Source organism: Bacillus cereus group sp. BfR-BA-01356, from assembly GCF_022663635.1.
GTDB lineage: Bacteria > Bacillota > Bacilli > Bacillales > Bacillaceae_G > Bacillus_A > Bacillus_A cereus.
Genome location: NZ_JAKUFX010000056.1, coordinates 1 through 25390 on the forward strand (window position 1 = coordinate 1; position 25390 = coordinate 25390).

Genomic DNA, 25390 nt, shown 5'->3' on the forward strand with positions numbered 1-25390 from the left:
ATACAGAAAGATTCCAAGAAAAACTTCACGGCCTTTCCCCGATAGAATATCGGGAAAAGGCCGTGGCATAATACTCTTTTTATTACTGTCTACTTGACAGGGAGATGACCATTGATCAGTTGCCAAACACTTTTTTTAATCGTTGATTTTTCAAAAGGAGCAACTTGTTTTTTTAAATTTTTAGTATTTTCTAAGGTCATTGTTCTAATTCCTTTCCTTTTTGTTGCTAATTCATATTATAGCACACTATTAGTATCAGGTTTTAAAAGTAGCTATAATAAATATTATATACTATGAAAATCTCTTTTTTCTTACTCATTACTTACAAATTACTTACGCCCAAAATAGCTTCTATAATTGGACAGGCGGAGTATTTTATTTATAAAAGAAACTTCGAATTTTCCCAATAAGTACATAAAAAAAACAGCAAGTTTTTTCACAAGAAGAAAAAAGCTGCGATAAGTCAGTTTCACCGACTTATCGCAGCTCCTCTTCGTTTTACCTTATTTTATCGATGAAGCCACACTGCACCTGCAGACTTGTCTTCAGCTTGGCCTACCACTTCAAACTTCAGTCCTAGTTTCGGTAACTTACGTCCTGCATCAGGAATAATACTGTTGATGTATTGCTTAGAATCATCAAATTTTGCCACTCCTGGTAATCCTTTATAATCGAAGATACCGCGAGTTGGTGAATTTACTTTCCATGCTGGTGTTTGATCAAATGAGAATGCCGCATCGGCAATTTGGTAACGCGTACTGCTCTTCACAGTAGGTTGTCCGTTTAATGTCCCTACAATTGCCTCTGGATGAGAATCTACTACTCCTAAGAACCCTTCACCTGGATGAACGCCTACCCAGTTATCTGTAAAGCTTTGATCCGCATACCATACAACCATTCCTGTATTAAATACTGGGCCACGTGCATGTTGTAACGCAGTGTCAGAACCAGCGTAATTTCTCCACTCTACATAGTAATTATGTTTTTTCTGTTCAAATCCGTTAGACACAGTAAAGCCTTTTAACGTCATTGCTGGCTGACCTTCTGCATCATCAGAGAAAACAACTTTTCCATCTACAGTTAATGCTGCATTATCTAACGCAAACCCTTTATAAGCTACTGCAATATCTGTTAAGTACTCAAATTGCAGTTTTACTTTTTTTCCTTTGAATTGGCTTAAATCGTATGATTTATCAACCCACTTACCATCAGTTGTATCCGCGCCGCCTTTTACATCTTTTTCGCCCATTCTATCAATGCGTGTCTTCGTTCCATCTTCTGCAATCGCATATACGTCAAGGAAATCATACTTCGCTTCAAGTTCGTAAAATGCCTTATAATCGAACTTAGCATCCTTTGCATTTGTTAAGTCAAATACTGGTGTCTCAAGTGTTGTATGAATGTCATTTCCTTTTGTACTGTAATAGAACTTCTTACCAAACGCTGATTCGATATTTTTTATATCTTTGTCTGGCAAGTTAACACGAACGATTCCAGGTCGTTTAGATTTTGTAGTACTTTGATCTACATATGTCGCAACACCGATTCCTTTGCTAAGTTTGTCATAATCTACTTCAAGGATATTCGCCCAGTTCCCCTTCATATTCTTTTGGAAAAACTCTTTATTTTGTGGTGAGAAACTCGTTGGCTCTGTTCCTGCAATTTTTCCAGCCCAGCTACCACCACTCATAATAGACCATGACTCAACAGGTTCACCTTGTCCTGAGTACTTTGTATCATATTCATCTGGTAAGCCTAAATCATGGCCATACTCATGTGCAAACACACCAACTGCCCCGTCTTCAGGCTCGATTGTATAATCATATGCAGCCATCTTTCCGCCCCAGTTCGAAACAGAAGATTTCGTGCCATCAATTGCATATGGTTTTGAACCTAGTTTTGAACGATGTGACCAAATCGCATCATCTTTCAATTTACCGCCGCCAGCTTCTTGACCAACGCCAGCATGTACAACCATTAAATGATCAATAATGCCATCTGGCTCATTTTTATTTCCATCACCATCTTGATCGTATTGATCAAATTGGTCATAGTCTGCTAAATTGATTCCTTTTGCTACCGCTGCTTTTAATGCTTCTTTCACAAAATCTTTTGGTCCTAAAGGCCCCTTGTTATCATGCCCAGTACCTGCATCAGCACCATAATCTGATGCTTTTCCTGGAACAGTAAGCCATTCTGTTACAGTCCCATCAACTGTGTAGCTACCACCAGATTGTTCTTCATAATATTGCTTAAATGTGTTAATCTTCGATCCATCAAATAAAGTAAATGGTTCATCACCAAATAACATTTTTTGATAATGTTCACGATTAAAGTCTTTAGAATACATGTATCCTGGCTCTTGATCAATATTGTTATGCTTAAAATCGCTAAATTCTACAAGTAAAACAAGTACTTTATCTTTTCGAACAGCTCCATTGTATTCTTCTTGCTTCGCTGATGTAGTAGGTACTTTTCCATTTAATTTCCCAGGGTTCAATGCTGCACCTTGTCCAGCTACCGGGCCTACTTCAGGTTGCTGCGCCTGTTCATTTTCCTTCATTTTTGCATCTTTTACTTTTTTTATAAAATCAGAAGCTTCTTGCGTAAGACTATCTCCTGTTAAGATTTCTTTCCCAGGGTTTTCCCCTTTCTTTTTCTCAACATATTTTTCGACAGCCTTTGACGTCTCAGCTTGCGATGCAGATTGATCAATTACCCCCCGTTGTTTTAGCGCTTCAGCCAAACGCTCCTCCGGTATTAAGTGCTCATCTATTGGTAGAGATGATGTTGGTGTCTCAGCATACGCTGCGTGACCTCCAAAAGCAAACGTACTACTTAGTACTGCTGCTGTTGTTAATACCGCTAATGGTTTTAATTTCTTTTTCTTTTTCAATGTATTTCCTCCCCAGTGTCTGCAAATTATCGTTTTTTGCCGATAACAACATAATATTCGTTATAATACGAATATTCAATCTTTTTCAACAAATAAAATGTTGAGAAATATTTTTTATGCAGGGTGAAATACATAAGATAGAAAAACAAACTCACCTATAAATAACAGTGAACTTTTTTAGTAAAAATAAGAATTAAATATTTTCTATACTACTTAATCTATGGTTTACCATATTACTCACTAATCTCATTATTACAAGCTAATAGTGGTTCGTACATCATTATAGCGTGATTCTCTGTTACATATTGATCTTCTATTAACTGTTTCTGTAGATTATATACTTTACGTTGAATCACATTATGTCGTATATAACCGCCCCAGTATGCAGGTTGAATTGAGTGTTCTTTCTCATACACTTCATATTGATAAAGTTGCGGATAGACTGTTCTCCATTCACCAACTAAATGTTCATCTGTCATATAAAGGTGAAGTTGATACGGTTGATCCGTTTCATTTTTAATTTGTAAATCCAAATAGTTATAGGAACAAGTTGCCCCACTCCCAAACGGTTGAGTTCGCCTAGAATCAGGAAAGACATCAAAGCTATGACGATATCGTTCGGTTACTGTCAGTGGTGTATGTAGAGTCATCCAATATATTAAATTTGAAAGCTGACAAAGACCTCCTCCAATACCTGATTGAAAAGATCCGTAGTGTAATACCATACCTTCTACATACCCTTTTTTCCTCGTTGGCTTACCTATTAAACGCCAGTAAGAAAATGTTTCTCCCGGTCTAATGACGATACCATTTAGTTTTTTAACAGCAATTTTCAAATTAACAACCTTATTCTGTTGATACCACATATCTACATCTTTGAGCTTACGAAGTAATATTGTTTGGTGCTGAATTACTGTACAAGGTAGCTTTTCTTGTTGGAACCTTTTTGCATATGTTTTTCCGTCTGCTAACCACTGAATGTGCCTCTTTGTAGAGTAATACCACTTCCCTAGCATAATGCGATACTTAGACCGCTGTTTAGGACGTAAGTGCACTATATTCATTTTATTCCCTCTCTCTTTCTTCAACTAAATTCTAATATATTTCTAATTCAATAAATTACAGTTTTCTTAACTGCATAATAATTTTCGCAAAAAAATAATAAATTTACTCTAGTGGAGATTTTATTTTGATGATTGCTTTATAATTATATAAAACTGAGCTTCAATACAATAAATTGAAATAAACACATTATAAATATAACGGATAACCTTAAATAAAAAATAATGAACATTAAAGAAATTCTAAAGTATTAATATATTTTTCGTAAATATTAATTGATAACCCATTAGACTTTACTATATGTATAACTTCTTATTCTACAAAACGAAATTTTTTAATGTAAGAAAAAACTATACTTTCCCTTTAACATTGATACCAGTCTCATATGGAAAACTTTACAAAACAATTCGAACACTTACATTTAGAATAAACACAAAAAATTGCCACCAGTTAGCTTAACTGGTTGGTAATTTTTTAACGAGAATGCTTTACAAATAGTTGAATTGCTTCTTCTGGTACATAGCACTTTCCATTACTCTCTACAATAATACTTCTTAATTCATACCCTTTACCATTGATACGAATTATATTTTTGTTACCAAATAATTGTGCTTCTACTTTATTATGTTTTACTACCAGTAACGGGTTTGCTCCTTCGGTTTTGTTGGCTGTTACAGTTGCACCAATCTTCTTAAAGGCTTGTTCACTCTCTAAAAATATTTTATTCGTTACTTCTTCTAAGTTAAAGCCCATCGCTTTCGCCATCGTCTTCGCAATGTCTGTATTTTGGATTAAGCCTTCTGGTTTTTGAGGTCCATAAGAATGTAAGAATACATCCTCACCTGTATGTCCTCCTGTCGTAAAGCCGATATTTGCACGATTAGCCAATAATGTAGTAAGAATTCGTCCTACATCCATTTTCTTTTTTGCCGCTTTTAATTTTTCTTTTTCATCATGAGTTAGATTATCCAAACCGTATAGTTTAGCTACATCTTCTACATTTGATAAATCAGATTTCAGTTTATTTATAGTTCCTTCAAGTGTCATTTTCGCCTTTTTCAATGGATCAATGTATGCAGAAACCGGTGTAGTATTGTATCCTTTTGTCGTATTCCTATTCCCTATAGAGATGCCGCTGTTACCATGATCAGTTAAAGCGATGAGCATCGTATCCCCATCTTTCTTCGCAAATTGTAACGCCTTTGCTACCGCTTCATCAAATGCCAATATATCACTAATCATCCCAATTGGATCATTCGCATGGGCTGCCCAATCAGGCTTACTACCTTCTATGAATAAAAAGAAGCCATCTTTATCTTTTGATAATGTTTGAATTGCTTTTTCTGTCATTTGAGAAAGTGTTGGTTGTTCTGGGTTTGTTGCTATACGATCCGTATCAAACGCAAGAGCATGATGTGAGAAAGAGCCCCAAATTTTATTAGATTTGGAGTTCAATAACGCATCTTTCGTTTCAACAAAATCGTATCCTTTGTTTTGAATCACCTTTACTAAATTTTCACCATCTTTTCGGATTCCATTACTTTGCATAGGTAACAGCGCCGCTTTTCCCCCGCCTAATACGACATCTATATTTTGATATACTTGCTGCTTCGCAATTACGTCAAATTGCTTGCGATTGACATGGTGAGCCGAGAATCCCGCCGGAGTAGCATGCTGAATTTCAGATGTAGCAACAATTCCAGTTGCACGACCAGTACGTTTTGCACCTTCTAATACGTTTGCGACCGGCCGTAACTTGTCCTCTTCTTTTATTGGCTCTAAGCTAGGCGAACTTACAATAGAAGGTAATACACCTACATATCCTGAATTTGATTTATTTCCAGTTGCTAATGCTGTTGCTGCTGGCGCTGAGTCTGTAATAGCTGATTCCGCCGAAAACGTACGCACTCCTCCTGTTACAATTTGATCTAACGTAAGCGGTGCCCCTTTATACCAGCGAGCCAATGTTGTCGCCGTTGAACTCGTTCCGTCCATAACCATCATAATTATATTTTTAGGCTGATGTTCTACTTTTTTCACCTTAGCTTTGGCTGCATGATAATTCATCATACTTTCCGTACTTAATACGCTTACTATTATAGCTGCCACTAATAGCAACTTTTTCATCTTCACACCATAATTCAACATGATTGTTCCTCCATAAACTTTGCATTCATTTAAATACACACTATTTCCTTTTCCATACCAAAACCTACATATGTTTTATTAGTTCCCAATTCTCATAAAGCTAACAATAGTTACTTTCCCTTTCTTTCCTTTATTAAATATCGGTATGTATCATCTATCTTATAAAAAAGATTTAACATCCTTTTCATTAATTACTTGTTTAACAATAAATCCTCGATCAAAAGAAATAAAAATTTATTGTTAAACAATAAATTCCGTGTTAAATTAATAAGATATTAAATAAATGAGGTGCTTTTTATGAAACAAGGATCCACACTCTTTTTAAAGACCGTTGTGATTCTGATCGGAATCCCCGTTCTTGCTATGTGCATTTTTTTAGTCCCTAAAATAGGAGCTTTCGTTGCAGAATTATATCCAGATATTGCATATATTAAATATCTTGTATTTATCAATTTATATGCAACAGCAATACCTTATTACTTCGCACTGTACCAAGCATTTAAGCTTTTAAACTATATTGATAAAAATAACGCATTCTCAGAGTTATCTGTTCAAGCTTTAAAAAATATTAAGTACAGCGCATTGGCAATTAGTGTATTATATGTATTAGGTATGCCACTTTTCTATCTCGTGGCAGAGAGAGATGACGCCCCTGGCATTATTATTATCGGAATGATTATGATTTTTGCTTCAATGGTAATCGCGGTCTTTGCTGCCGTTCTCCAAAGACTATTAAAAGATGCTATAGATATAAAATCAGAAAATGATTTAACGGTCTGAGGTGAATAATATGGCAATTATTATTAATATTGATGTAATGTTAGCAAAAAGAAAAATGAGTGTAACAGAACTTTCGGAGAAGGTTGGAATTACAATGGCTAACCTTTCTATCTTGAAAAATGGAAAAGCAAAAGCAGTCCGTTTTTCAACTTTAGAAGCAATATGTAAAGCATTAGAATGCCAACCGGGGGATATTTTAGAATATCAACCTGAAGATACCGAATAAAAAGAGTCCTTCATACGAGTAATGGGTTCAGTTTAGGAAGAGAAAAATGCTAATAAACATTAGAAATAACAAACTAAAACGCTCAGAAAATATTCTGAGCGTTTTTTATTTCCTTCTTCAACTAAAGCACCAGTTAGTGTAAAAAGCTATTTCACCATTTGTATGGCTAACTTATCTTTTAACATTGACCTATATGAGTCAATTTCATATTTTGTATTATTGATTGTTTCTTTTTTCATTTTTAACATATCGAATATTTCTAATTCTAAATTCCTTCTAGCTTCAAGAACTTTTATCGCTCCTTCTACACCTGAATGGTGATGTTCTTTCCCATAGCCTTGGTTAGTGTAATAGTCGATAATTCCTGTGGACCATTCTGGAATTCTTTCTTTTAACGCCTTCCTAAATGAAAATTCAAGATTATCTTGTTCTACATACAATAACATTGGGTTTAAATTTTCTATGATTTTTGCAACTTTCATTACATAATTTATTATTTTTTCTTTTTGTTCACCATATTTAATCATCCCAATAGTTAATGGATTTTGTATGAAACAACATTCAAAGATATAAACCTTATTGTCTTCTAGAGCGATTTCAGTAAAGTCATTCCATTTGTCAGCAATTAATTCAACATTTTTATCGAATGGTAATTCGTATATATCATTTTTTAAAATAACGTTAAATAATTCGTCCGAAAACTGGTCACCAAACTCATTTTTCATCTTTCTGTATGGTAATAAATAATTGCTTCCTTTTTTTAGAACTTTCTTAAGGAGCACTTCTTTAAAATCTCCACTGTTAGATAATAATCTATTGAACTCAAATTTATTAAAACAAGATACACCATCATAGTCGGCTGGGTGGTTCAAATTTCCCTCTAAAAATAGTTCAACTTCAATTTTATTTTGGCTTAGAATTTCATTTATTAGCTTTGCAGTGGTTGATTTTCCAAATCCAGGTAACCCTTCTACTATTATTAGTTTTGTATTCATAGTTATAAACCCCTATCTTCAAAGTATTTAACCAAGATTAAAAAAATCACTTAATCCACTACAATCACCCCTTCAAAATATGATATTTACCATTTCCTTTGAAAAAACCTTCTTAAAGTAATCTGAACACTAGTTTAAGAACATTTTTTCACAATCTCTATAATTATTTTAACATAAATTTCCCATTTATCTTATTATTTAGAACGCTATTTAACTATATAAAAGCGCTTAAACACTGAAATAACAATAAAAAAAGGGATGCTAAATCATAAGTGATTTACATCCCTAATTTGTATGTTATTTTATATTTTCACTCCCGTAACTATACCCGTTATCATACGAGAAGGACTCTTTTTATTACACATTACGGTGCAAAACTAATTTGACCAGTAAACAATAGGATAATCGCTATGATCCAAAATATAAAAAATGATGAGGACAGTATTAATGAAAGAATAGCAATTCCCTTCTTCTCTGTTCTTTTCGTCATTGTGATTATTGAAAGTGTGATACCTACACCTGTCAGGGCAATTGTAATATAATCTCCAACTATATTACCTGCATTGGCTATCCTTGTTGGCGTTATAAAAACGAATAGAAAACACAAAATGCCGATGAGTAAAGATACATAGCTTATTATACTGTATTTCTTTTTAGGAACTATTTCAGTTTTCATACTAACCCCACCCCTTCTATATAGCTATGAGTTCATAATAGCACAAATAACCATAATTTGGTTAAAGCGAAAAAGATAAACACTATCACTTTATCTTTCAGTTTATTTCTATCTAACAATTAACCTGGCTACTTCTTTAATAAAGATGGACGATCATTCTTTAACCTCTAGTAATTATTATATACTAGAAAATAAAGTGAAACTTTAATCAGTGGAGGTTTTGTTCACCCTCCACTGATTATTAGTTGAAGCGATCAGGCTGCCCGTTATTGCGGAATAAAATGAAAGAGTTCTAAAAAATAAAGACTGTACCTTTAAAATGAAAGATACAGTCTTTATTAATAACTTTTTTTATAAAGAAAACTCTCTATCACTCACTACCTTAAAAAACTCCGAGTAATGTGATAAAGAATAATCCGCTACATCACAATTACCTTGAAACATACATGTTGAAATACCTAATTCTTTTGCAGGTAATAAATCTAATTCTCTATCTCCAATAGCTAAATCAATATTATGCTTTTTATGTAAATGATTATAAGCTAAAGAGTTGGGCTTTCGGGGAAAGCCATCGTCAATTGTAACCATATCTACAAAGTATTTTTCCCAGCCGTAATATTTTAAAATGTCCATAACCCCTGCCCTATGTTTATGGGTCATAATCACATTTTTATCTGCAAATTTCAAAACCTCTTCGACACCTGCAAAAGGTTTCATATCTTTTGGCGTGAATTTCTCCTTCAAAACTTTAATCTTTTCTTCCTGCTCGCATGAAATATTATAATACTGAATTGCATGAGAGTATGATATTTTTAAGTTTTTGTATATTTCTTGTTTTTCTACTGATTCACCTAATATTTCAGAAAGCATCATTGTATATGCAGGATACGTATCAAATAACGTCCCATCAAAATCCCATAAAATATTCATTCTATTCACCTTCTATTTTCAAATCATTCAATGACTAAATCCGCCCTATCCCTCGGCAATTCCGTTTCTAAGTAATAATCCTCTGCTTTCCAATACCTATTTTCAAATTTTGAAAGGTTTTTCTGTGTCTCCTCACTCTCACGTAGAAACCTTGTCTCTCTTGGACAGTCCAAATAGACCATATAATGAAAGAAATCTCTCCATTCTTTTCGCTGCAGAAAAACTCCTTCAATAACAATTACCCCTACAATAGGAATCTGTACTTTTTCCATTTCACATATATCTGTTTCTTCATGAAAGAAAGGTAATTTCAATTTTGTTTCATGTTGTAGCTTTTGAAAAAATTTCTGCCTTAGCCATTCAATGTCCCATTGTAAATAATAATACTCGTACCATTCTTCATATCCAGTATGATAGCGTTTATTACGCTCCACTATGTGATCGTCAATATGGAAAATATGAAACGGAATGCCTTCTTGTTTCATATTTTCTTTTAAATTGGCTACGAATGTTGTTTTTCCAGATCGACTTAAACCATCTATCCCTAAAATAAAGCGGTTTTCTTTATGCTTCTTCATAACATTTATAAGCTCATTTGTACTCATTACTTCTTCCACTCTTCTTTTAATAACGAGTATAGAATGGTATCATGAGCGACACCATTTTGAATCATATGTTTTCGAAGTAATCCTTCTTCTTGAAATCCTGCTTTTATTAACAATTTTTGAGAAGCTTTATTTTCTACATATACAACCGCTGCGATTCTTATTAGTTGCAGCATTTCAAATCCGTAAGCTAAAATCGCTTGTAATGCTTCCGATGCATATCCTTGTCCCCAATATGTATCATCTAATTCATAACCAATTTCAGCTCGTTTATGATGATTATTAATTAAATGAAATCCGCACGTTCCGATTAATTGGCCCGTCCCTTTTTTCTCGATTCCCCAGCGAAATACACTGCCCTCTTCATAACGATTTTTAAACGTTTGAATCGTGGTTTTCGCTTGCTCAATATTTTGGAAAGAATCCATTCCGAAATAACGTATAACTGATTCTTTCGAAAAATATTGGAACATCGTTTCTGCATCTAATAGTGTAAGTTCTCTTAAGAATAAACGTTCTGTTTCTAGTTTCGGAAATCCCATCTCTCTTTCTCCCTCTATTCTAATGAACTGCAAATTTCAATATAATTTCCATCTGGATCAGCAATGTAGGCAATTGTTTGTCCCCACGGTTTTACAATTGGCTCCACTAAAATTTTAATACCTTGCTCTCTAAATTGCTCAATCGTTTCTTGTACATTCTCAACAACGAATCCTAACTCGAAATGAGAAGACTGTAATTCACCTTCTGTAAGCGGTAGTCCTGTTAATTCTTTCACATCTTGCCGCGTATTCATCGCTAAAATGGTAGTTCCAGTATTAAATTCAATATATGTACCGTGCTCTGCTTTTATAGGTAACTGTAAAATATCTTTATAGAATTTTAAACATTCCTCAAACTTTTCTACATATAAAATGATGTACTTCATTTTCAAATCCATTTTACATCCCCCCTTGTATCTATCCCTAAAATTTCGACAAAAGTCTCACAAAAACCTTGTTCCTTGTAGTAATGAGCAAAAAAAATGAGGCCGATTTCTCGGCCCCCCAGCTTATTGGCATAAAACAGGAGATTTGGTTTGGACATAACCAGTTCGTACTTTTATTATATTTTATTTTTTCTGAATTTTAAATACATTAAACACCTATTTATATTGAGAAAGTTTTTTGCTTGCATAAAATTAAAGATTTTAAGAAATGATACAAATGGAGGTGTATACATATGGAACCAATGCTATGTCCAAGTTGTAAAACGAACCGTACCCGCTTTAATATTCTTGAGCAACAAGTAAAACCAGTCAAAATAAATCCACAAACTGGTCAAGTGGAAGAAGAATACACAAATGAAACGATGAATGCTTTTCATATGGCCTATCAAGGACCTACATACCGTGTCCAATGTGCTGTATGCGGACTTGTTGAAAACCCTGAACAATTTATTAAACCTGCGCAAAATCAGTCTTTCTAATAAAAACATGATTATCCCTTGTAGAAATAGATTTTTCTATAAGGGATTTTTTCGTTTAATACGTTAATTAAAAATGTATTTCTTCCTTATTATATGTTAAAATCCACACCATTTTAGTAATATTTACATAAGGGAGGTGAAACAAATGATTTTAAATAAAAAGATAATGCTTCCATCAACATTTCTACTATTAACTTGTCACATAATCACCTTTTACTTTTGGATTTCCGATTGGAAGAAAATCTCGACTTCTTACGGTTTAGCTATATGGATACTTTCTACTATTTGTGGTCTTTTACTTTATTTCCTTTATAAAAAACAAAAATCTAATAAAGTGATATTCATTGCTAGTTCGTTATTATTAATTACTTCTTCATTTATGATTTTTTTAGGTATTGTTACTGGTATTATCTTTGTAACTGTTAGTTCTATGCCTTAAATATATAATGTTTTATTATATAAAAAATAGTCAACAAAATAGAATTACATAAAAATTAAAGAAGATAATGATGTTTGTTCATTGTCATCATTATCTTCTTCTAGGGTCTAATCTTTATTATAATATTTCACTTTTCAATTTCTTGATTTTCCAAAAAATCCTCATGAAGAAATAAGCATACATACAACCTACAAGCCCTGTCATAACTTTCGCCCAAATTGGCACTCTTGATTCTGTTGAACTTAAAAATACGCTATACATTGAGGGTAATATAGTTATTGAAATCAATGCGAAAAATTGCAATAATTCCTTCATTTTTTGTACCTTCGTGTCCTTCTCTGAATATATGTCAGGTAACTCAATTCCCTTCTCTACTTCCTTACAAAAATAATTCCATCTTGTAAAACTTGTGACACGTTTCCAACCAGACATTTCATATATTTCAAAGTACTCCTGTTGTTTTTCTTTTGAATCCCTATAAACCAATCTAAAATCCGCTTTATATATTACATCTTTCGGTTCTGTTTTCTTAAACGTATACAACAAATTATATCTTTGTAACGCCCAACCTTTTTGATGCATTTTCCGTAAAAAAGCTTCTTCTTTTTCTAAACTCCATGCCATGAAAAATTTAAATACCTTCTTTGTCTCCATCTCTCATTCACTCCCCTAATATACTATTTCCATTCCTTACAGATCTCTGCAATCTGTTATACTCGAGCTCTAACACTTCTCTCCCAAACGGCGTTAACTCATAGCACTTCTTTCTGTCTGTAGAGGCAACTTCAACAATTAACTTCTCTTTTAGTAATTTCGTCGTATTTCCATATAAAGTACCAGGGCCGAGCTTTACTTCCCCATTTGTCATCTCTTCTACCATTTGCATAATTCCGTAGCCATGCAACGGCTTCACGAGTGACAATAATATGTAATATGTCGCCTCAGTTAACGGAATATATTTTTGCGCCTTCGCATTCATTATAACTACCTCCGATACATCGCTTTATGATATATCGACTAACGATACATCGTATATCGATATTGTATAATTATATTCCAAAATATGCAAGAGTAATTTAATAATTAAATATCCATTTCTTCGAATTAAAAAATCATACCAATTTTCTGAATAATTTGTTAAAATATAGAAATATTAGCTCTTTTATAACGAAAGGAATGGTACATATGATAAATAAATTGAAAGAAAACATCGGATCTGTGTTTGTTGGTAAAGAAAATGTTATTGATCTACTGCTCGTTTCACTTCTTGCTGATGGACATGTACTACTCGAAGACGTGCCTGGTACTGGGAAAACGTTACTGGCGAAAACCATTTCAAAAAGTATTGGTAGTAGTTTTTCTCGCGTTCAATTTACCCCTGATGTACTTCCAAGTGATGTAACAGGTATTGAATACTTCAACCCAAAAACAAGCGAATTCGAATTAAGAATTGGACCAGTTATGACAAACATTTTGCTAGCAGATGAAATTAACCGTGCAATGCCGAGAACGCAGTCGAGTTTGTTAGAAGCGATGGAAGAACGACAAGTGACGCTGGAGAAGCAGTCAACTCCTCTTCCGAAACCGTTCTTTGTTATTGCGACGCAAAACCCAATTGAATCACAAGGGACTTTCCCTCTTCCAGATGCACAGCTTGATCGCTTTTTAATGACGATTTCAATCGGTTATCCAACTCCTAAAGATGAGTTACAAATGATGCGACGTTTTCGGAACGATTTACCATTAGAAAGTGTCACATCTGTCATCTCATTAGAAGATATTTTAGAAGCTCAAAAACGAGTAAAAGAAATATTTGTTTCGGAACCGTTAGAACATTACATTATTAAACTTGCTCATGCTACAAGAAATCATGATTATATCGCTAACGGTGTAAGCCCACGTGCCACATTAGCTTTAGTACGTGCTGTTCAAGCTTTAGCCTTTTTACGCGGGAGAGAATATTGCACACCAGAAGATATACAATTGTTAGTTCCTTCTGTTTGGAATCACCGTATCGTCTTATCAATGGAAGGTGCCCTGCGTACGACAAAGAATGATATTATGCAAAGTATTTTAAAAGAAGTTGACGTACCTGTGGAGATTGAACAAGCATGAATGGACAGCGTGTTGTAACTGTGCCTTTATTTTTTCAACTCCATATTATTCAACTAACCGTTCCAATCGCATTACTTTTCACATTCTTTTTCCCGCAACGAATGCTTATGTTTCTCTTTTTCTTCTATTATTTATTTGCGATTTTTATTTATAAATATGTCGCTTTCATAGAGAAGAAGTTTCAAATCATAAATGAGAAACAAACTACACGGATTTTTCCTGAGGAATCTGGACAGTTTTTTATTCATTTAAAAAATGGAGCCAGCATACCGATCGTTAATGGTGTTTGTTACTTTCATTTAAATTCGTCCCTTATACCGCATAAAGAGCAAGGCATTGAACAAATATCAAAAACGTTATTCTCTTTCCCATTTTCACAACCTGCACATTCGGCACAAAAATGGGGTTTAACATTAACCGCCACGAAGCGTGGTGTGTTTCAAATTGAACAATTTGAATGTGTATTAAAAGATCCATTTCATCTATTAACTGTACATTTACCTGTTTTTGATAAATTAAGGACTGAGATTATTGTGTATCCTTCTCCTAAAGAAGTAGCAGGTTTGCAAGAACTTCAGCAACTTTTGAATGGATCTTATCGAACGAATTTTTCTTTTTACAATGATGAAACATCTATTATCGGTGTAAAGCGATATGAGCGTGAGTCTTTCCGCTCTATTCATTGGAAGGCATCTGCTAAAATGCAACAATTACAGGCGAAGCAATATGAACCTGTAAAAAATTATAGTTGGACGATTTGTCTTTCTTTAGCTGCCGATCGTGGATTTGGTTGGAAAGATAATGTAGAAGAACTTATTTCATATGCAACATACATTTTCCAGTATGCAACGAAGCACCACATTCCGTTTGAATTGTTTATTAGTGTATTAGCAGAAGGCGGTGCATTACATGTACCGTTAAATGAAGGACAAACACAATATGCAAAAGCTTTAGAAGAATTAGCCCGTATTTCAGATGATAGTACGTTACTTCCGAAACAAGGATTCCTTCATTATGTAAAGAGAAAAAGAGAACGATCGTCTACAATGATATACATTGGTTTACAAAGAAATGAACTCCCTCTTCTCTCGCAGCCAACGTTTCTCATTACTAGTGAAGGGATGGTGGAACCAGTTGAAAACTTGGCTATATCACATTCATGATTTCATTCTGCTCCTTCTGCTTTCATTATTAACAGAAAGAGATGAACTAATTAGTATTGCAATATTTTTAACAACAGGCTATATTGGAGTATTTCTTATTCATAAATTTATGCAGAAAAAAACAACAGGATTTGTAATACTTTTAGTTCTTCAAATCGTTCTTTTCTCTTTATTTTTACCTTTTTCTCTATTTGGCACAATCATATTACCACTATTTTTCTTTATCGTACATGTCGTCGGACCTGGATATCCAGTTCAAAAATCTTTAGGTGGTATTGTATGGTTTGTCGTTTCAGCTATATTTTATGCACCCTTTCCACCGTTGTGGAAACTATTAATGTTAGCCTTGCATCTTATAATTACATTTTGGTTAACCGGGGCAAATCGCAAACAACAACTATTACGTTTTTCTTCTATCATTACGATTGGCTTAATGAGTATATTAATTGTTCAAGTATTTCCTTTCATTCGACTTATTTTTGGTTTTATAACGGAAGTAGTCGCATTAGGCGTCGGCTATGCTTTAATGCCATTAATTAAAGCAGCGGAATTAAAAGATACTGAAGATGTTTGGGCAAATAAAGGACATCTCTTAAAACCAAAAATTGAAGACGGAAAAAAAATTCCTGATTTTGATCCAATACTCATAAATAGCACTACAATAATAGTCTGTACAGCTATCGCTATTTACGTCGTTTGGAAAATAGTAAAAAAACGAAAACATTTAAGTTTACCAAATATGCACGTCTTCGAATCTACTATCATTACTGATAAAGAAGGAATGATCCAAAATCGTTTTAAACGAAATAAACCGCCACATAACGAAATTCGGAAGGAAATTTTTAAGCTAGAGAGTAAGTTAACCCCTCCTTTAAATAGAAAACGGGGAGAAACTGTTGAGGCTTGGCTAGAAAGAATAAACGATGAAGAAGATGTAAATATTCAAAGTGATATTATTATAGATGCTTATAATACGGTGCGTTATTCAAATGGTGCAAACACTGTACTTCTACATGAATTTAAGGAAGAGATTCATAAGCTTTATGCATATCAAAAAAGTTTGAGGAAACGAAAGAAATAACGTAACAAAAAGACTCCTATATTCATAGGAGTCTTTTTGTACTTCTACGTTGCTTTTTAAATGGAAGCATTCTTCCCTGCTTCAATTTCTAATGACTCTTCATGCCACCAAAGTGTTTCTTCAGGGTCTTCTTTAGCGATTTGGTGTGCTTCTTTTTTCGTTTCTACTGTAGGATATGAACCTTTTAGCGCACGCCCTGAAGTTGTAACGAATAGTACACTAAATACAACTAATCCAATAATACTTACACCTGCTAAATAAAATGCCGGTGCGAGCGGGTTACCAGTTGCATGAACTAAGTATGAACATACGAGCGGTGTTGTTCCACCGAATATCGATACAGAAATATTAAATGAGATCGAAAGTGCTCGATAACGTACATCAGTGAAAAAGAGTGATGGTAATAATGAAGGTAATGTTCCTTCATATACACTTAAGAAGAAACCTAGTACGAAAATACCTGCAAATATAGCTGCAATATGTCCGTTACCTATTAGTAAAAATGCTGGAATTGCAAATACAGTTAAACCAAGTAAACCAATTTGCACAACGCGTTTATTACCAATTTTATCACTTAATTTACCGAAATATAGTGCTAGTGGAATCATAAGTGCCATCGTAATAGAAATAATTAATAAGCCTGTTGTTTCTTCGACTTTAAGTACTTGAGTTAGATAAGAAGGAATATACGAAAGAATCATATAATTTGTAATATTAAAGAAGGCGACAATTACTGTGCTTAATAAGAAGTCTTTTTTGTGATATTTAATAATATCCATGAATGAAAATTGTTCATTGTCTTCAGATTCCTCTTGTGCTTTTTCCATCTCTTCAAAGATTGGAGATTCATCTAGATGACGGCGTAAGTATAAACCGACCAAACCAATTGGTGCAGCTATTAAGAACGGAATACGCCATCCCCAGCTGAGCATTTGCTCATCTGTTAACAATAACGTCAAAATGGTAACAATTACCGATGCAGCAATGTAACCTGAGAGTGTTCCAATTTCAAGACCACTACCGAGTATACCACGCTTTTTATCTGGAGAAGATTCTGCGATATAAACCATTGCTCCTGAATATTCGCCGCCTGTAGAGAAGCCTTGAATCATTCGGGCAACTAAAAGTAGTATTGGTGCCCATACACCAATTTGTTCATAGGTTGGTAGTAATGCGATGAATAATGTAGAAAGTGCCATTAAAATAATAGTAGTACTTAACACGATTTTTCGGCCGTACTTATCTCCTATTCTACCAAAGAATACACCTCCGATTGGTCGAACGAGAAAGGCTGCTGCAAATGTACCGAATGTAAGTACAAGTTGCAATCCACTATTATCAACACCAGAGAAGAATAATTGACTTAAAATTACCGCTAAATACGCGTATAATCCGAAGTCAAACCACTCCATTGCGTTCCCTATACCAGTAGCAATTACTGCTTTCCTGGCTTGTTTAGGATTAACAATATTAACGTCTTGAGGTTCAAAATTTAAATCATTATTTTGTTGCATATAATAAAACAGCTCCTTATTTAATTTAACTTCTTTAAGCACACCTTCTCTTATTGAATAAAATTAATTCGAAGCACTTAAGGAAAAGCAACGTCTCCTTATCTGTTATTATTATTTCACATAATTAATTATTTGTCCAATTAAATGCTCTTTTTATATAAAATTAAACCCTGTTTAACTTGTTATAGAATGACGTTCAGCTTATATAACACATACCTTTACACTACAAATGAAATTTTAATTTATTTATATCTATACGTTTCTATAATTGCTTCCTTTAACCTAGAAATTAGTAACTTTTACTAAAGATTTGCATATATTTAAAAAGTGAACTCATTAGCTCGAATTTTGTCTTATTACATTCAAATATAGTATTATTATAGATTTAAAGGAGGGTGTTTTATGTTGGAAATAATACTTTTACTCGCTACTGTTTCTTTTCTCTTCATTATTTCTGGATTTTTCATTACCTTAAAACAATATAAAGAAATAAAAAATATAAAGACTATATTAACTACCAAAAAAGAAAATGAGAAAACTACATCCGAAAACTCAATCCCTATGCAATTAGACCTGAGCGTTCTCAATAATTTACTCGCTTCTGGAATAAATAAAGGTACTAATTCAGGTAATGAGAATTCTAAGTCTGAGAAAACTAAATAGTCGTTACGTATATAATAAAATATATATCTCCTATTTTATCTAATCTTATTAATAACTACCTCTGATTAAAAAGGAGACTACTTATGTGTAAAAATCCGATTTCTATTATTATTCGTATACAGCATAACATAAAAGTTTTACCTGAAATTTTGAAAGCCTGTGAACAACTACAGCCTTTAGAAATTATCCTTACTATTAACGGATGTATCGATGATTCCATTGATATTGCACAATCTTACAATTGTAAAATTATCACACTAGAAGAACCGACAGAATCAAATAATTGTTATGTAATTGGTGCCAAAAAAGCAAAGGGTAAGTACCTCTTATTTTTAGATACAAATTACATTATCCAATCTTCCTTACTTACACAATTTCTTCAACCATTACTAGACGAATCAGCTGACATAGTATTAAACAATTTAGATGACTTTTTTTATCAAAAGCAAAAGCCAACTATAGAAATGATTTGGCAGCAAGTTACGAATCATTTTTTTCATCGTCCAGATTTACATGTTAACTCACTATTATTTCCTCCCTATGCAATAACAAAAGAGATTCTTGATGCAATTACTCCAGAAAGTTTATTAAATCCGATATTAGCACAAATGAAAATTATTAAAAATAAATTTCGCATTAGCAATCATTTCAAAATTTCTATACCGCAAATTCCCTCCTTCCCCTCAAAACAACTCATTCGTTATCACCTAGAAGCAATTGAAAATTGGGTAAATATATTACAAGATTCGAGAGGAAACTATACTGATAATAATCGAAGGCGGGATATTATTTTAGAACTTCAAAACGGTGAACAAAGAGCTATATCCAAAATAATTACAGGTAAAGAGTTTTATTCAAATACTTATGGAAATAAACAATTATCCATCATTATCCCTGTTCAAAATGAAGAAAAAACGATAGAATCTATCATTTTTGAGGTACAGAAATTAAAACCTTTAGAAATCATCATTATTGTTAATGGATCAACAGATAAAACAGAGGAATTGGCAAAGAATTGCGGTGCAACAGTTATTACTTACAAAGAAGCACTCGGCATTGATACCGGACGTGCCGTTGGTGCATATTTTGCAAAAGGTGATATATTATTATTTATTGATGGTGATTTCTTAATTCCTAGTTCTGATTTATTACCATTTGTACAATCTGTTCAAAATGGCACCGATTTAGCTTTAAATAAATTAGAGCACTACTACATGTATCGTGTTCCTTATACTATCGTAACTGCATGTAAGCATGTTGTTAATTTAGCATGTAATCGAAAAGATTTAGGTATGGGCTCCACAACTGCTGTCCCTCATGCTTTTAGTCGAAAATGCATTGATACAATTGGGTTTGATTCTCTTCTTTCACCAACCTTAAGTCAAGTTAAAACAATTTTAGCAGGATTGCATGTACAAAATGTTCATTCTATCGACGTTGACAAGATAAATCGAGTTCGACCAGAAAAACACTTCTCGCAGGAAGGCTACCTTTCATTAGCAACGCAACAAATCATTGGTGATCATATAGAAGCAATTTCTTACCTCATCGAACAAAAAAGAAACACTGAATGCTTTTAATTGTATATTCTTACCACCAAATAATATATGAATTCATTTTAAATATATAGCAAAATAAAAAAGATGGTTGTAACCATCTTTTTTATTTTTACATTAGATCAAAAGAAAAGTAGCAGGCAGGCTTTTCATTTCTGTATCTTTCTTAAGAAGTTTGAAAATAGAGGCTTGTTAATGAAGAGTCAACACTTAAATCATCTTTTAGTGCAATTGAGAAACATGCAACTAATGGTAAAGTAATAACAATTGATCCACTAGGACTAATTACAATAGTAGGACTTGTCCCACATGTGCCTCCACAATCGACTACTGCATCAATTCCACTACCAGGGGTAATTGTAATTTTAAGACACACATCTAAACAAACATTATTCGTAGTACATGCCATAACTCTCCCTCCTTTCTTTTAACAATATATGCAGTTAATTAAATTCGGACACGACTCTCTTACTAAGTCTTATAAATTAGATGTTATTTTATTATTAACTGCATAGAAAATTAACGTTTTATTAAACTATCTAAATCAACTAAAAAACTCAAATCATCCTTTACTGAAATAGAAACACATGCAATAAACGGTATTACATTAAAATTAGATAAACATTCATCATTGCACCTTACGAATATTTCTGCCCCACCATTTGGATTGACTTTAGTTTCTAAAGAAATATGAAAACAACTTTTATTGATGCAAGACAAGATATTCCCTCCTTTCTTATATCTAATATCAATTTATCCAAAAATAAAAATACCGTTACAACTTTATTTACCCTTTACCTTCCATACTTAAAATAAAAAAGATAAAAGCTTCTTCATATATATAAAGAAGTCTTTACCTTTTAGTTACTTGTTCATTTACTATCAGTCAGTGAAACATGCTCTTCACTTGTACCTGAGCTAAAAATAATAAAAATTTTTGATTTTAGTTTCATTGCAATACTAAATATCGTCAAGTTGCATAAATGAAATGTTTAAGTTACTCATTCAATAGACAAATTTACCTTTTAAAATAAATCTTTAAAATCCTTATTCTTCAATAAATATGAAAGTCCTTCTAAATGATCCCCAGTAATTCTCAATACAGCTGGTGGATGTCCTATCGTCGCAAAATGCTCTTGTGGCCGAATACGATTTGGTTTCATTACATCTACAAAATGGAGACATTCGACTTTATACCCTTCTAATATTGCCTTTACTTGTGCAACACACGCTGTGTGAAGAGTGTCCCAGCCAATTCCCTCTAAACATTTTCTACTAATAGCATGGGGAACAGCAATTGTAGATCCTACCCCTAAATCTTTACGGTTACAAGCAATATTCAACATATATTTATATAAACTTACAATATATAGAGGAAATCTAAGATTTAAATTTAAATCATTTAAAACCATATCAACACCATCCGCAACAGCTTGCGTTAACGGATGAAGATCTTTTGCTGGAATAGCAAAATCAGCATCAATAAAGAGAAGTATATCTCCTGTCGCTTCTTGTGCACCAATTGCCCGTCCTACATCATGCCCTAATCTTTCTTCATAAACAATTACTGTTGCCCCTGATTGCTTAGCAATTGCTTCTGTTTGATCTGTTGACCCATTAATGACAACAATTATTTCTTTTGGTTCAATTTTTCTTGCCTCAAGAATAACTTCTTTAATCGTTGATTCTTCATTTTGTGCTGGTATAATAATTGATAACTGTTTTCCATTATAAATAGAGGAATTCATTCCCCATCCTTTATGGAAACGTGAATAATTCTTTTGTTTTTTTAACTGCTCTATAATTTCTCTTTTTCTTCCTCCATCTGTATAATTACCTCTATCATCTTTTCGTTGTAACCAACTCTCCAAAGCTTTTATATTTTCTTTAATCTCATATACTTCTAATTTAGTTAATCCATTTTTATAGAAAGAGGTTTTGTTTGCGGGCATATTATTCAAGGAGGTGTTAGTGATGGCTGACGAGGATTGTAGTCGCCACCCTTTCTCAATAAGAGTTACTTGGGACAGAATAGGGTTCTGCAAGATATCATATCCAATGTCTTCAATTGCTTTTTTAGTAATAGCATATGGCATAGATAACATCGAATCATATTTTAAATCCATACGCCCCAATACATCGTTTACTATTTTTTTATACACCATAGCAATGCTTGGCCATTCTACTCTCATCTTTTCAAAACAAACCGAGTCTATATTATTTAAAATTACATCCTGTTCCTTTTTTAGTAGCGGTTCTATAAATCGTTCTAATTCTACCGAAAAAATAACATCTTCTCCATTTAAAAATAAGACTACATCACCATTGGCGACTTTTGCCCCATGAACTGGTGCTTTCCATTTACTTTTCTCCTCAATCACAACAACGTTACTTTCAACAAATGTTGGTATAGATTGTATCGCACTCATTCTATCATCAGCTACAATAATAATTTCTAGTGGTTTTATATGCTGCACTTTATTTAAAATTTGATTCAATTTTGATTTTTCTTCTCCTAAAACTATAACAACTGATAGGTCCACTTCTTTTGGTTCTTCTTTTACAGTCTGATTAGGTTTTACTTTTTTTATATATTCAATTGTTTCACTCTTCCCTACAGCTGCATGCCCTGCTTTTTTATCAAAATATAAGTCAATTATAATTTGATTTACTTCCGTGTCTTTATCAAGTTGCTCTAATTCGGAAATAAATGGTAGCAAATGATTTTGCACATCAAATTCACACGCGAAATTTTGCAAAAAATAAATATTCGGTACATATTTAATGTGATTAAAAAATTTCACAACATTAATTCTTTCACCAAATTTCTCTTCAACTTCTTCTCTTGATAAATTTGGATAAGACAAATCGAAAACTAGATTTATTGGTACAGGTATCCATTTTAATAAATTTGTTTGAGGATTATTAATGAAAGCTGTGGAGCCCTTAACGAATCCAGCTAAAATTAAAGACATAAATCCTCCCCCAGAACTGCCATAAAACAACACATTTTTCGAATCAACTTTTAACTTTACAAATACTATTTCTAAAATATTTGCTATATCTTGTAAATAAAATCTATTTAACTCTCCCTGTCCCCAACCTAAAGATAATTTTCCAAGATATAACGTAGGGTCATTATAATATATAACAGTATCTTCAAATTCATCCATCCAAGAATGTCGATGAAAAATAGGTGGACCAATTGGCTGTTCTTGAAACCCACCTGCTCCGGATCCAAAAACAATAGTGTTAGAAGCATCGGGCTTAATACGAATTAAAAATTCATACGTTACTTTATCCCAATCAACCTTGAGTATAAATGGTTCTGTAATTTGAAAATCCATTTGCCATAATTGTTCATATGAAATGTTAATTATTTTATACTGGTCTAACAGTTTAATCACCCTTTCCATCCATTTCAAGTTGTTCTATCAAGTAAGAGAGAGCTTCAACGTGATCACCAATGATTCTTAATACTGCCGGAGGATGCCCATTGTGACTTACATTCTCCATTAAACGAATTCTATTCGGTTTTACAACATCAACGTAATGTACACATTCTACTCTATACCCTTGTAATATTGCTTTTACTTGTGCAAGACTAGGGCATAGTAAGCTTTCCCAGCCTATTGCATCTAAACATGATCTACTCATAGCATGTGGAATTGCTACTAATGAGCCATTGCTTAATTCTGGACGATTATATGCTAAATTAAGCATATATTTTACGACGTCTACAACATAAAACGGAGGGTGTAACATCGGATTCAAATCATTTAATGCTATGTCTACACCAGCTGAAACTGCTTTTGTAAAATGATGCAAATTACTTCCTGAAACACTAAAATCACCATCAATAAATAAAAGAATATCTCCTGTAGCTTCAAGCGCTCCAATAGCACGTCCAACATTATGACCAAGTCGTTCGTTATATTCAATAATAGTAACACCAAGTCTTTTAGCAATATTAGCCGTTTGATCTGTCGAACCATTTACAACGACGATGATTTCTAGTGGTTCTATTTTTCTCGCCTCAAGTATTACTTGTTCTATAGTCTCTTCTTCATTTTGTACTGGTATAATGACAGAAAGTTGCTTCCCATCATAAATTGAAGAATGCATTCCCCACCCTTGATGATAGGAAGGGTATCGCTTACATTCACCTAGTTTTTGAACAATATCTCTTCTTTTTCCTGCATCAGTAAGCCCTACTCTTCTTCCTTTTTTCTCTATCCATTTAGCTATACCGCGTAAATATCTTTCTACTTTCTCTTTTTCATTTTTGGATAACTCTTTTTTTATTAAATATCCTCCTTCCTCTATAGTCTCATCTTTAGATAACGTATTGATTGCATATTGATCGTTAATCCGCCACCCTTGATTCACAATCTTCATATGAGATAGAACGATATCTTCCATATAATTAAAGCCGATATTTTCCACTACTTCCTTCGTAAGCGCATATGGTAACGAAAGTATTGAATTGCTTTTTAAATCTGGTCGACTTAAAATTTCATTTAACATTTTTCTCCATACAATATCCATATTTGGACATTTACCTATTTCTATCAATTTATCTATTTTATTTAAAACTACATCGGCTTGATTTGTAACAATTGGCTCAATAAATCTCTGCATTTCATTTGTGGATAATAAAAAATTACTATCTACAAATAACAATACATCTCCTTTTGCTGCCTTTACAGAAGCTTCATACCCATCATAATACGTACTATATTTATCCATCAAAACAATATGGCATTTATGTTTCTTTGCTATTTCATACAAATTACTTCTATCGTTAGGAACTAAAATTATAATTTCAAGAGGATTTAGCTTCCATATAGATTGAATTGACTCTTCTAATATTTGCTCTCTTTCACTGTACAAAATAATAACCGTTAACGATTTCATTACACGCCCCCTTTACACATCATGTGACATAAAATATTAAGTATTACCATTTCCTATGAATTTGCTACTTTATTAACATATTCAAAAGTGAATTATACTGTGTGAAAACAAACGTCTATTTTTAAAAATATAATTCTGCACTTACCTCCTTTCTCTT

Annotated in this window: 26 protein-coding genes and 1 pseudogene; 10 read left to right on the forward strand and 17 right to left on the reverse strand. The window is 33.1% G+C overall.

Features of this window, described 5'->3' with window-relative positions; genetic code table 11:
* Window positions 1-71 (forward strand): IS3 family transposase (locus MR168_RS33695; RefSeq protein ID WP_325782447.1); only part of this gene is annotated, 71 nt, incomplete at its 5' end.
* 27 nt (window positions 72-98) lie between these two features.
* Here the strand turns inward: MR168_RS33695 and MR168_RS33935 are convergent.
* The 4 genes and pseudogenes from MR168_RS33935 to MR168_RS18430 form a co-directional block, all read right to left on the reverse strand.
* A pseudogene (locus tag MR168_RS33935) lies at window positions 99-200 on the reverse strand (fatty acid desaturase); the annotation flags it as partial.
* A 308-nt stretch (window positions 201-508) separates the two neighbouring features.
* Window positions 509-2896 carry an immune inhibitor A domain-containing protein gene (locus tag MR168_RS18420; RefSeq protein ID WP_086411595.1) on the reverse strand — a complete coding sequence of 796 codons (2388 nt, stop codon included), beginning with the start codon at window positions 2894-2896 and terminating at the stop codon, window positions 509-511.
* A gap of 233 nt (window positions 2897-3129) precedes the next feature.
* Complete coding sequence (locus MR168_RS18425) at window positions 3130-3960, reverse strand: VanW family protein (RefSeq protein ID WP_086411594.1); 831 nt, start codon at window positions 3958-3960, stop codon at window positions 3130-3132.
* Window positions 3961-4432: 472 nt separating this feature from the next.
* The gene (locus MR168_RS18430) at window positions 4433-6106 is read right to left on the reverse strand and encodes an alkaline phosphatase (protein WP_000935918.1); all 1674 of its coding nucleotides are present in this window, start codon (window positions 6104-6106) and stop codon (window positions 4433-4435) included.
* Window positions 6107-6403: 297 nt separating this feature from the next.
* Here MR168_RS18430 and MR168_RS18435 point away from each other — a divergent pair, with 297 nt between their 5' ends.
* Together MR168_RS18435 and MR168_RS18440 are read left to right on the forward strand one after the other, a co-directional pair.
* Window positions 6404-6886 (forward strand): DUF2975 domain-containing protein, encoded by a 483-nt coding sequence (locus tag MR168_RS18435; RefSeq protein ID WP_049108109.1) that lies wholly within the window; start codon window positions 6404-6406, stop codon window positions 6884-6886.
* Between the two features lie 10 nt (window positions 6887-6896).
* A complete protein-coding gene (locus MR168_RS18440) occupies window positions 6897-7112 on the forward strand; it encodes a helix-turn-helix domain-containing protein (protein WP_000974619.1) in 216 nt (71 codons plus the stop codon).
* Window positions 7113-7258: 146 nt separating this feature from the next.
* Here MR168_RS18440 and MR168_RS18445 read toward each other — a convergent pair whose 3' ends face one another.
* The 6 genes from MR168_RS18445 to MR168_RS18470 form a co-directional block, all read right to left on the reverse strand.
* On the reverse strand, window positions 7259-8107 hold the full coding sequence (locus MR168_RS18445) for a P-loop NTPase family protein (protein ID WP_086411593.1): 849 nt from the start codon (window positions 8105-8107) through the stop codon (window positions 7259-7261).
* 364 nt (window positions 8108-8471) lie between these two features.
* Window positions 8472-8783, reverse strand: coding sequence for a hypothetical protein (locus tag MR168_RS18450; protein ID WP_000845561.1), 312 nt, complete (start codon window positions 8781-8783; stop codon window positions 8472-8474).
* Between the two features lie 351 nt (window positions 8784-9134).
* Window positions 9135-9713 carry an HAD-IA family hydrolase gene (locus MR168_RS18455; protein ID WP_016122724.1) on the reverse strand — a complete coding sequence of 193 codons (579 nt, stop codon included), beginning with the start codon at window positions 9711-9713 and terminating at the stop codon, window positions 9135-9137.
* Between the two features lie 23 nt (window positions 9714-9736).
* Window positions 9737-10318 (reverse strand): kinase, encoded by a 582-nt coding sequence (locus tag MR168_RS18460; protein WP_000106107.1) that lies wholly within the window; start codon window positions 10316-10318, stop codon window positions 9737-9739.
* Window positions 10318-10860, reverse strand: a complete 543-nt coding sequence (locus tag MR168_RS18465; protein ID WP_000506639.1) for a GNAT family N-acetyltransferase — start codon at window positions 10858-10860, stop codon at window positions 10318-10320. The genes MR168_RS18460 and MR168_RS18465 overlap by 1 nt, the downstream gene beginning before the upstream one ends.
* Window positions 10861-10874: 14 nt before the next feature.
* A complete protein-coding gene (locus MR168_RS18470) occupies window positions 10875-11258 on the reverse strand; it encodes a VOC family protein (protein ID WP_000364499.1) in 384 nt (127 codons plus the stop codon).
* A 281-nt stretch (window positions 11259-11539) separates the two neighbouring features.
* Here MR168_RS18470 and MR168_RS18475 point away from each other — a divergent pair, with 281 nt between their 5' ends.
* The gene (locus MR168_RS18475; RefSeq protein ID WP_000433602.1) at window positions 11540-11785 is read left to right on the forward strand and encodes a hypothetical protein; all 246 of its coding nucleotides are present in this window, start codon (window positions 11540-11542) and stop codon (window positions 11783-11785) included.
* 145 nt (window positions 11786-11930) lie between these two features.
* Window positions 11931-12224 carry a hypothetical protein gene (locus MR168_RS18480; protein WP_086388269.1) on the forward strand — a complete coding sequence of 98 codons (294 nt, stop codon included), beginning with the start codon at window positions 11931-11933 and terminating at the stop codon, window positions 12222-12224.
* 117 nt (window positions 12225-12341) lie between these two features.
* On the opposite strand, the gene MR168_RS18485 is transcribed toward MR168_RS18480, so the two are convergent.
* Window positions 12342-12878 carry a DUF2812 domain-containing protein gene (locus tag MR168_RS18485; RefSeq protein WP_000448417.1) on the reverse strand — a complete coding sequence of 179 codons (537 nt, stop codon included), beginning with the start codon at window positions 12876-12878 and terminating at the stop codon, window positions 12342-12344.
* 7 nt (window positions 12879-12885) lie between these two features.
* A complete protein-coding gene (locus tag MR168_RS18490) occupies window positions 12886-13203 on the reverse strand; it encodes a PadR family transcriptional regulator (protein WP_000991882.1) in 318 nt (105 codons plus the stop codon).
* A gap of 206 nt (window positions 13204-13409) precedes the next feature.
* On the opposite strand from MR168_RS18490, the gene MR168_RS18495 reads away from it, so the two are divergent.
* Genes MR168_RS18495 through MR168_RS18505 form a run of 3 tightly spaced genes read left to right on the forward strand, consistent with a single transcriptional unit; the run spans window position 13410 to window position 16583 of the window.
* The gene (locus MR168_RS18495) at window positions 13410-14339 is read left to right on the forward strand and encodes an AAA family ATPase (protein WP_086388270.1); all 930 of its coding nucleotides are present in this window, start codon (window positions 13410-13412) and stop codon (window positions 14337-14339) included.
* Entirely contained in the window at window positions 14336-15502 is a 1167-nt protein-coding gene (locus MR168_RS18500) for a DUF58 domain-containing protein (RefSeq protein WP_001014398.1), read from the forward strand. Before MR168_RS18495 ends, MR168_RS18500 begins: the two co-directional genes overlap by 4 nt.
* Window positions 15474-16583, forward strand: a complete 1110-nt coding sequence (locus MR168_RS18505) for a DUF4018 domain-containing protein (protein ID WP_086388272.1) — start codon at window positions 15474-15476, stop codon at window positions 16581-16583. The genes MR168_RS18500 and MR168_RS18505 overlap by 29 nt, the downstream gene beginning before the upstream one ends.
* A 56-nt stretch (window positions 16584-16639) precedes the next feature.
* Here MR168_RS18505 and MR168_RS18510 read toward each other — a convergent pair whose 3' ends face one another.
* The gene (locus tag MR168_RS18510) at window positions 16640-18097 is read right to left on the reverse strand and encodes an MFS transporter (protein ID WP_001186926.1); all 1458 of its coding nucleotides are present in this window, start codon (window positions 18095-18097) and stop codon (window positions 16640-16642) included.
* Window positions 18098-18499: 402 nt separating this feature from the next.
* Between MR168_RS18510 and MR168_RS18515 the strand changes: the two genes are divergently transcribed.
* The gene (locus tag MR168_RS18515) at window positions 18500-18760 is read left to right on the forward strand and encodes a hypothetical protein (protein ID WP_000889742.1); all 261 of its coding nucleotides are present in this window, start codon (window positions 18500-18502) and stop codon (window positions 18758-18760) included.
* An 83-nt stretch (window positions 18761-18843) separates the two neighbouring features.
* Window positions 18844-20340 carry a glycosyltransferase gene (locus MR168_RS18520; protein WP_086411592.1) on the forward strand — a complete coding sequence of 499 codons (1497 nt, stop codon included), beginning with the start codon at window positions 18844-18846 and terminating at the stop codon, window positions 20338-20340.
* A gap of 142 nt (window positions 20341-20482) precedes the next feature.
* On the opposite strand, the gene MR168_RS18525 is transcribed toward MR168_RS18520, so the two are convergent.
* The 4 genes from MR168_RS18525 to MR168_RS18540 all read right to left on the reverse strand — a co-directional run bounded on the left by MR168_RS18525 (window position 20483) and on the right by MR168_RS18540 (window position 25233).
* Window positions 20483-20725: a hypothetical protein gene (locus MR168_RS18525; RefSeq protein WP_000752474.1), complete on the reverse strand. Its 243-nt coding sequence runs from the start codon at window positions 20723-20725 to the stop codon at window positions 20483-20485.
* A gap of 110 nt (window positions 20726-20835) precedes the next feature.
* A complete protein-coding gene (locus tag MR168_RS18530) occupies window positions 20836-21036 on the reverse strand; it encodes a hypothetical protein (protein ID WP_001277646.1) in 201 nt (66 codons plus the stop codon).
* 305 nt (window positions 21037-21341) lie between these two features.
* Complete coding sequence (locus MR168_RS18535; protein ID WP_140159346.1) at window positions 21342-23663, reverse strand: glycosyltransferase; 2322 nt, start codon at window positions 23661-23663, stop codon at window positions 21342-21344.
* Window positions 23664-23715: 52 nt separating this feature from the next.
* Window positions 23716-25233, reverse strand: a complete 1518-nt coding sequence (locus tag MR168_RS18540; RefSeq protein WP_242291441.1) for a glycosyltransferase — start codon at window positions 25231-25233, stop codon at window positions 23716-23718.
* Between the last annotated feature and the right edge of the window lie 157 nt (window positions 25234-25390).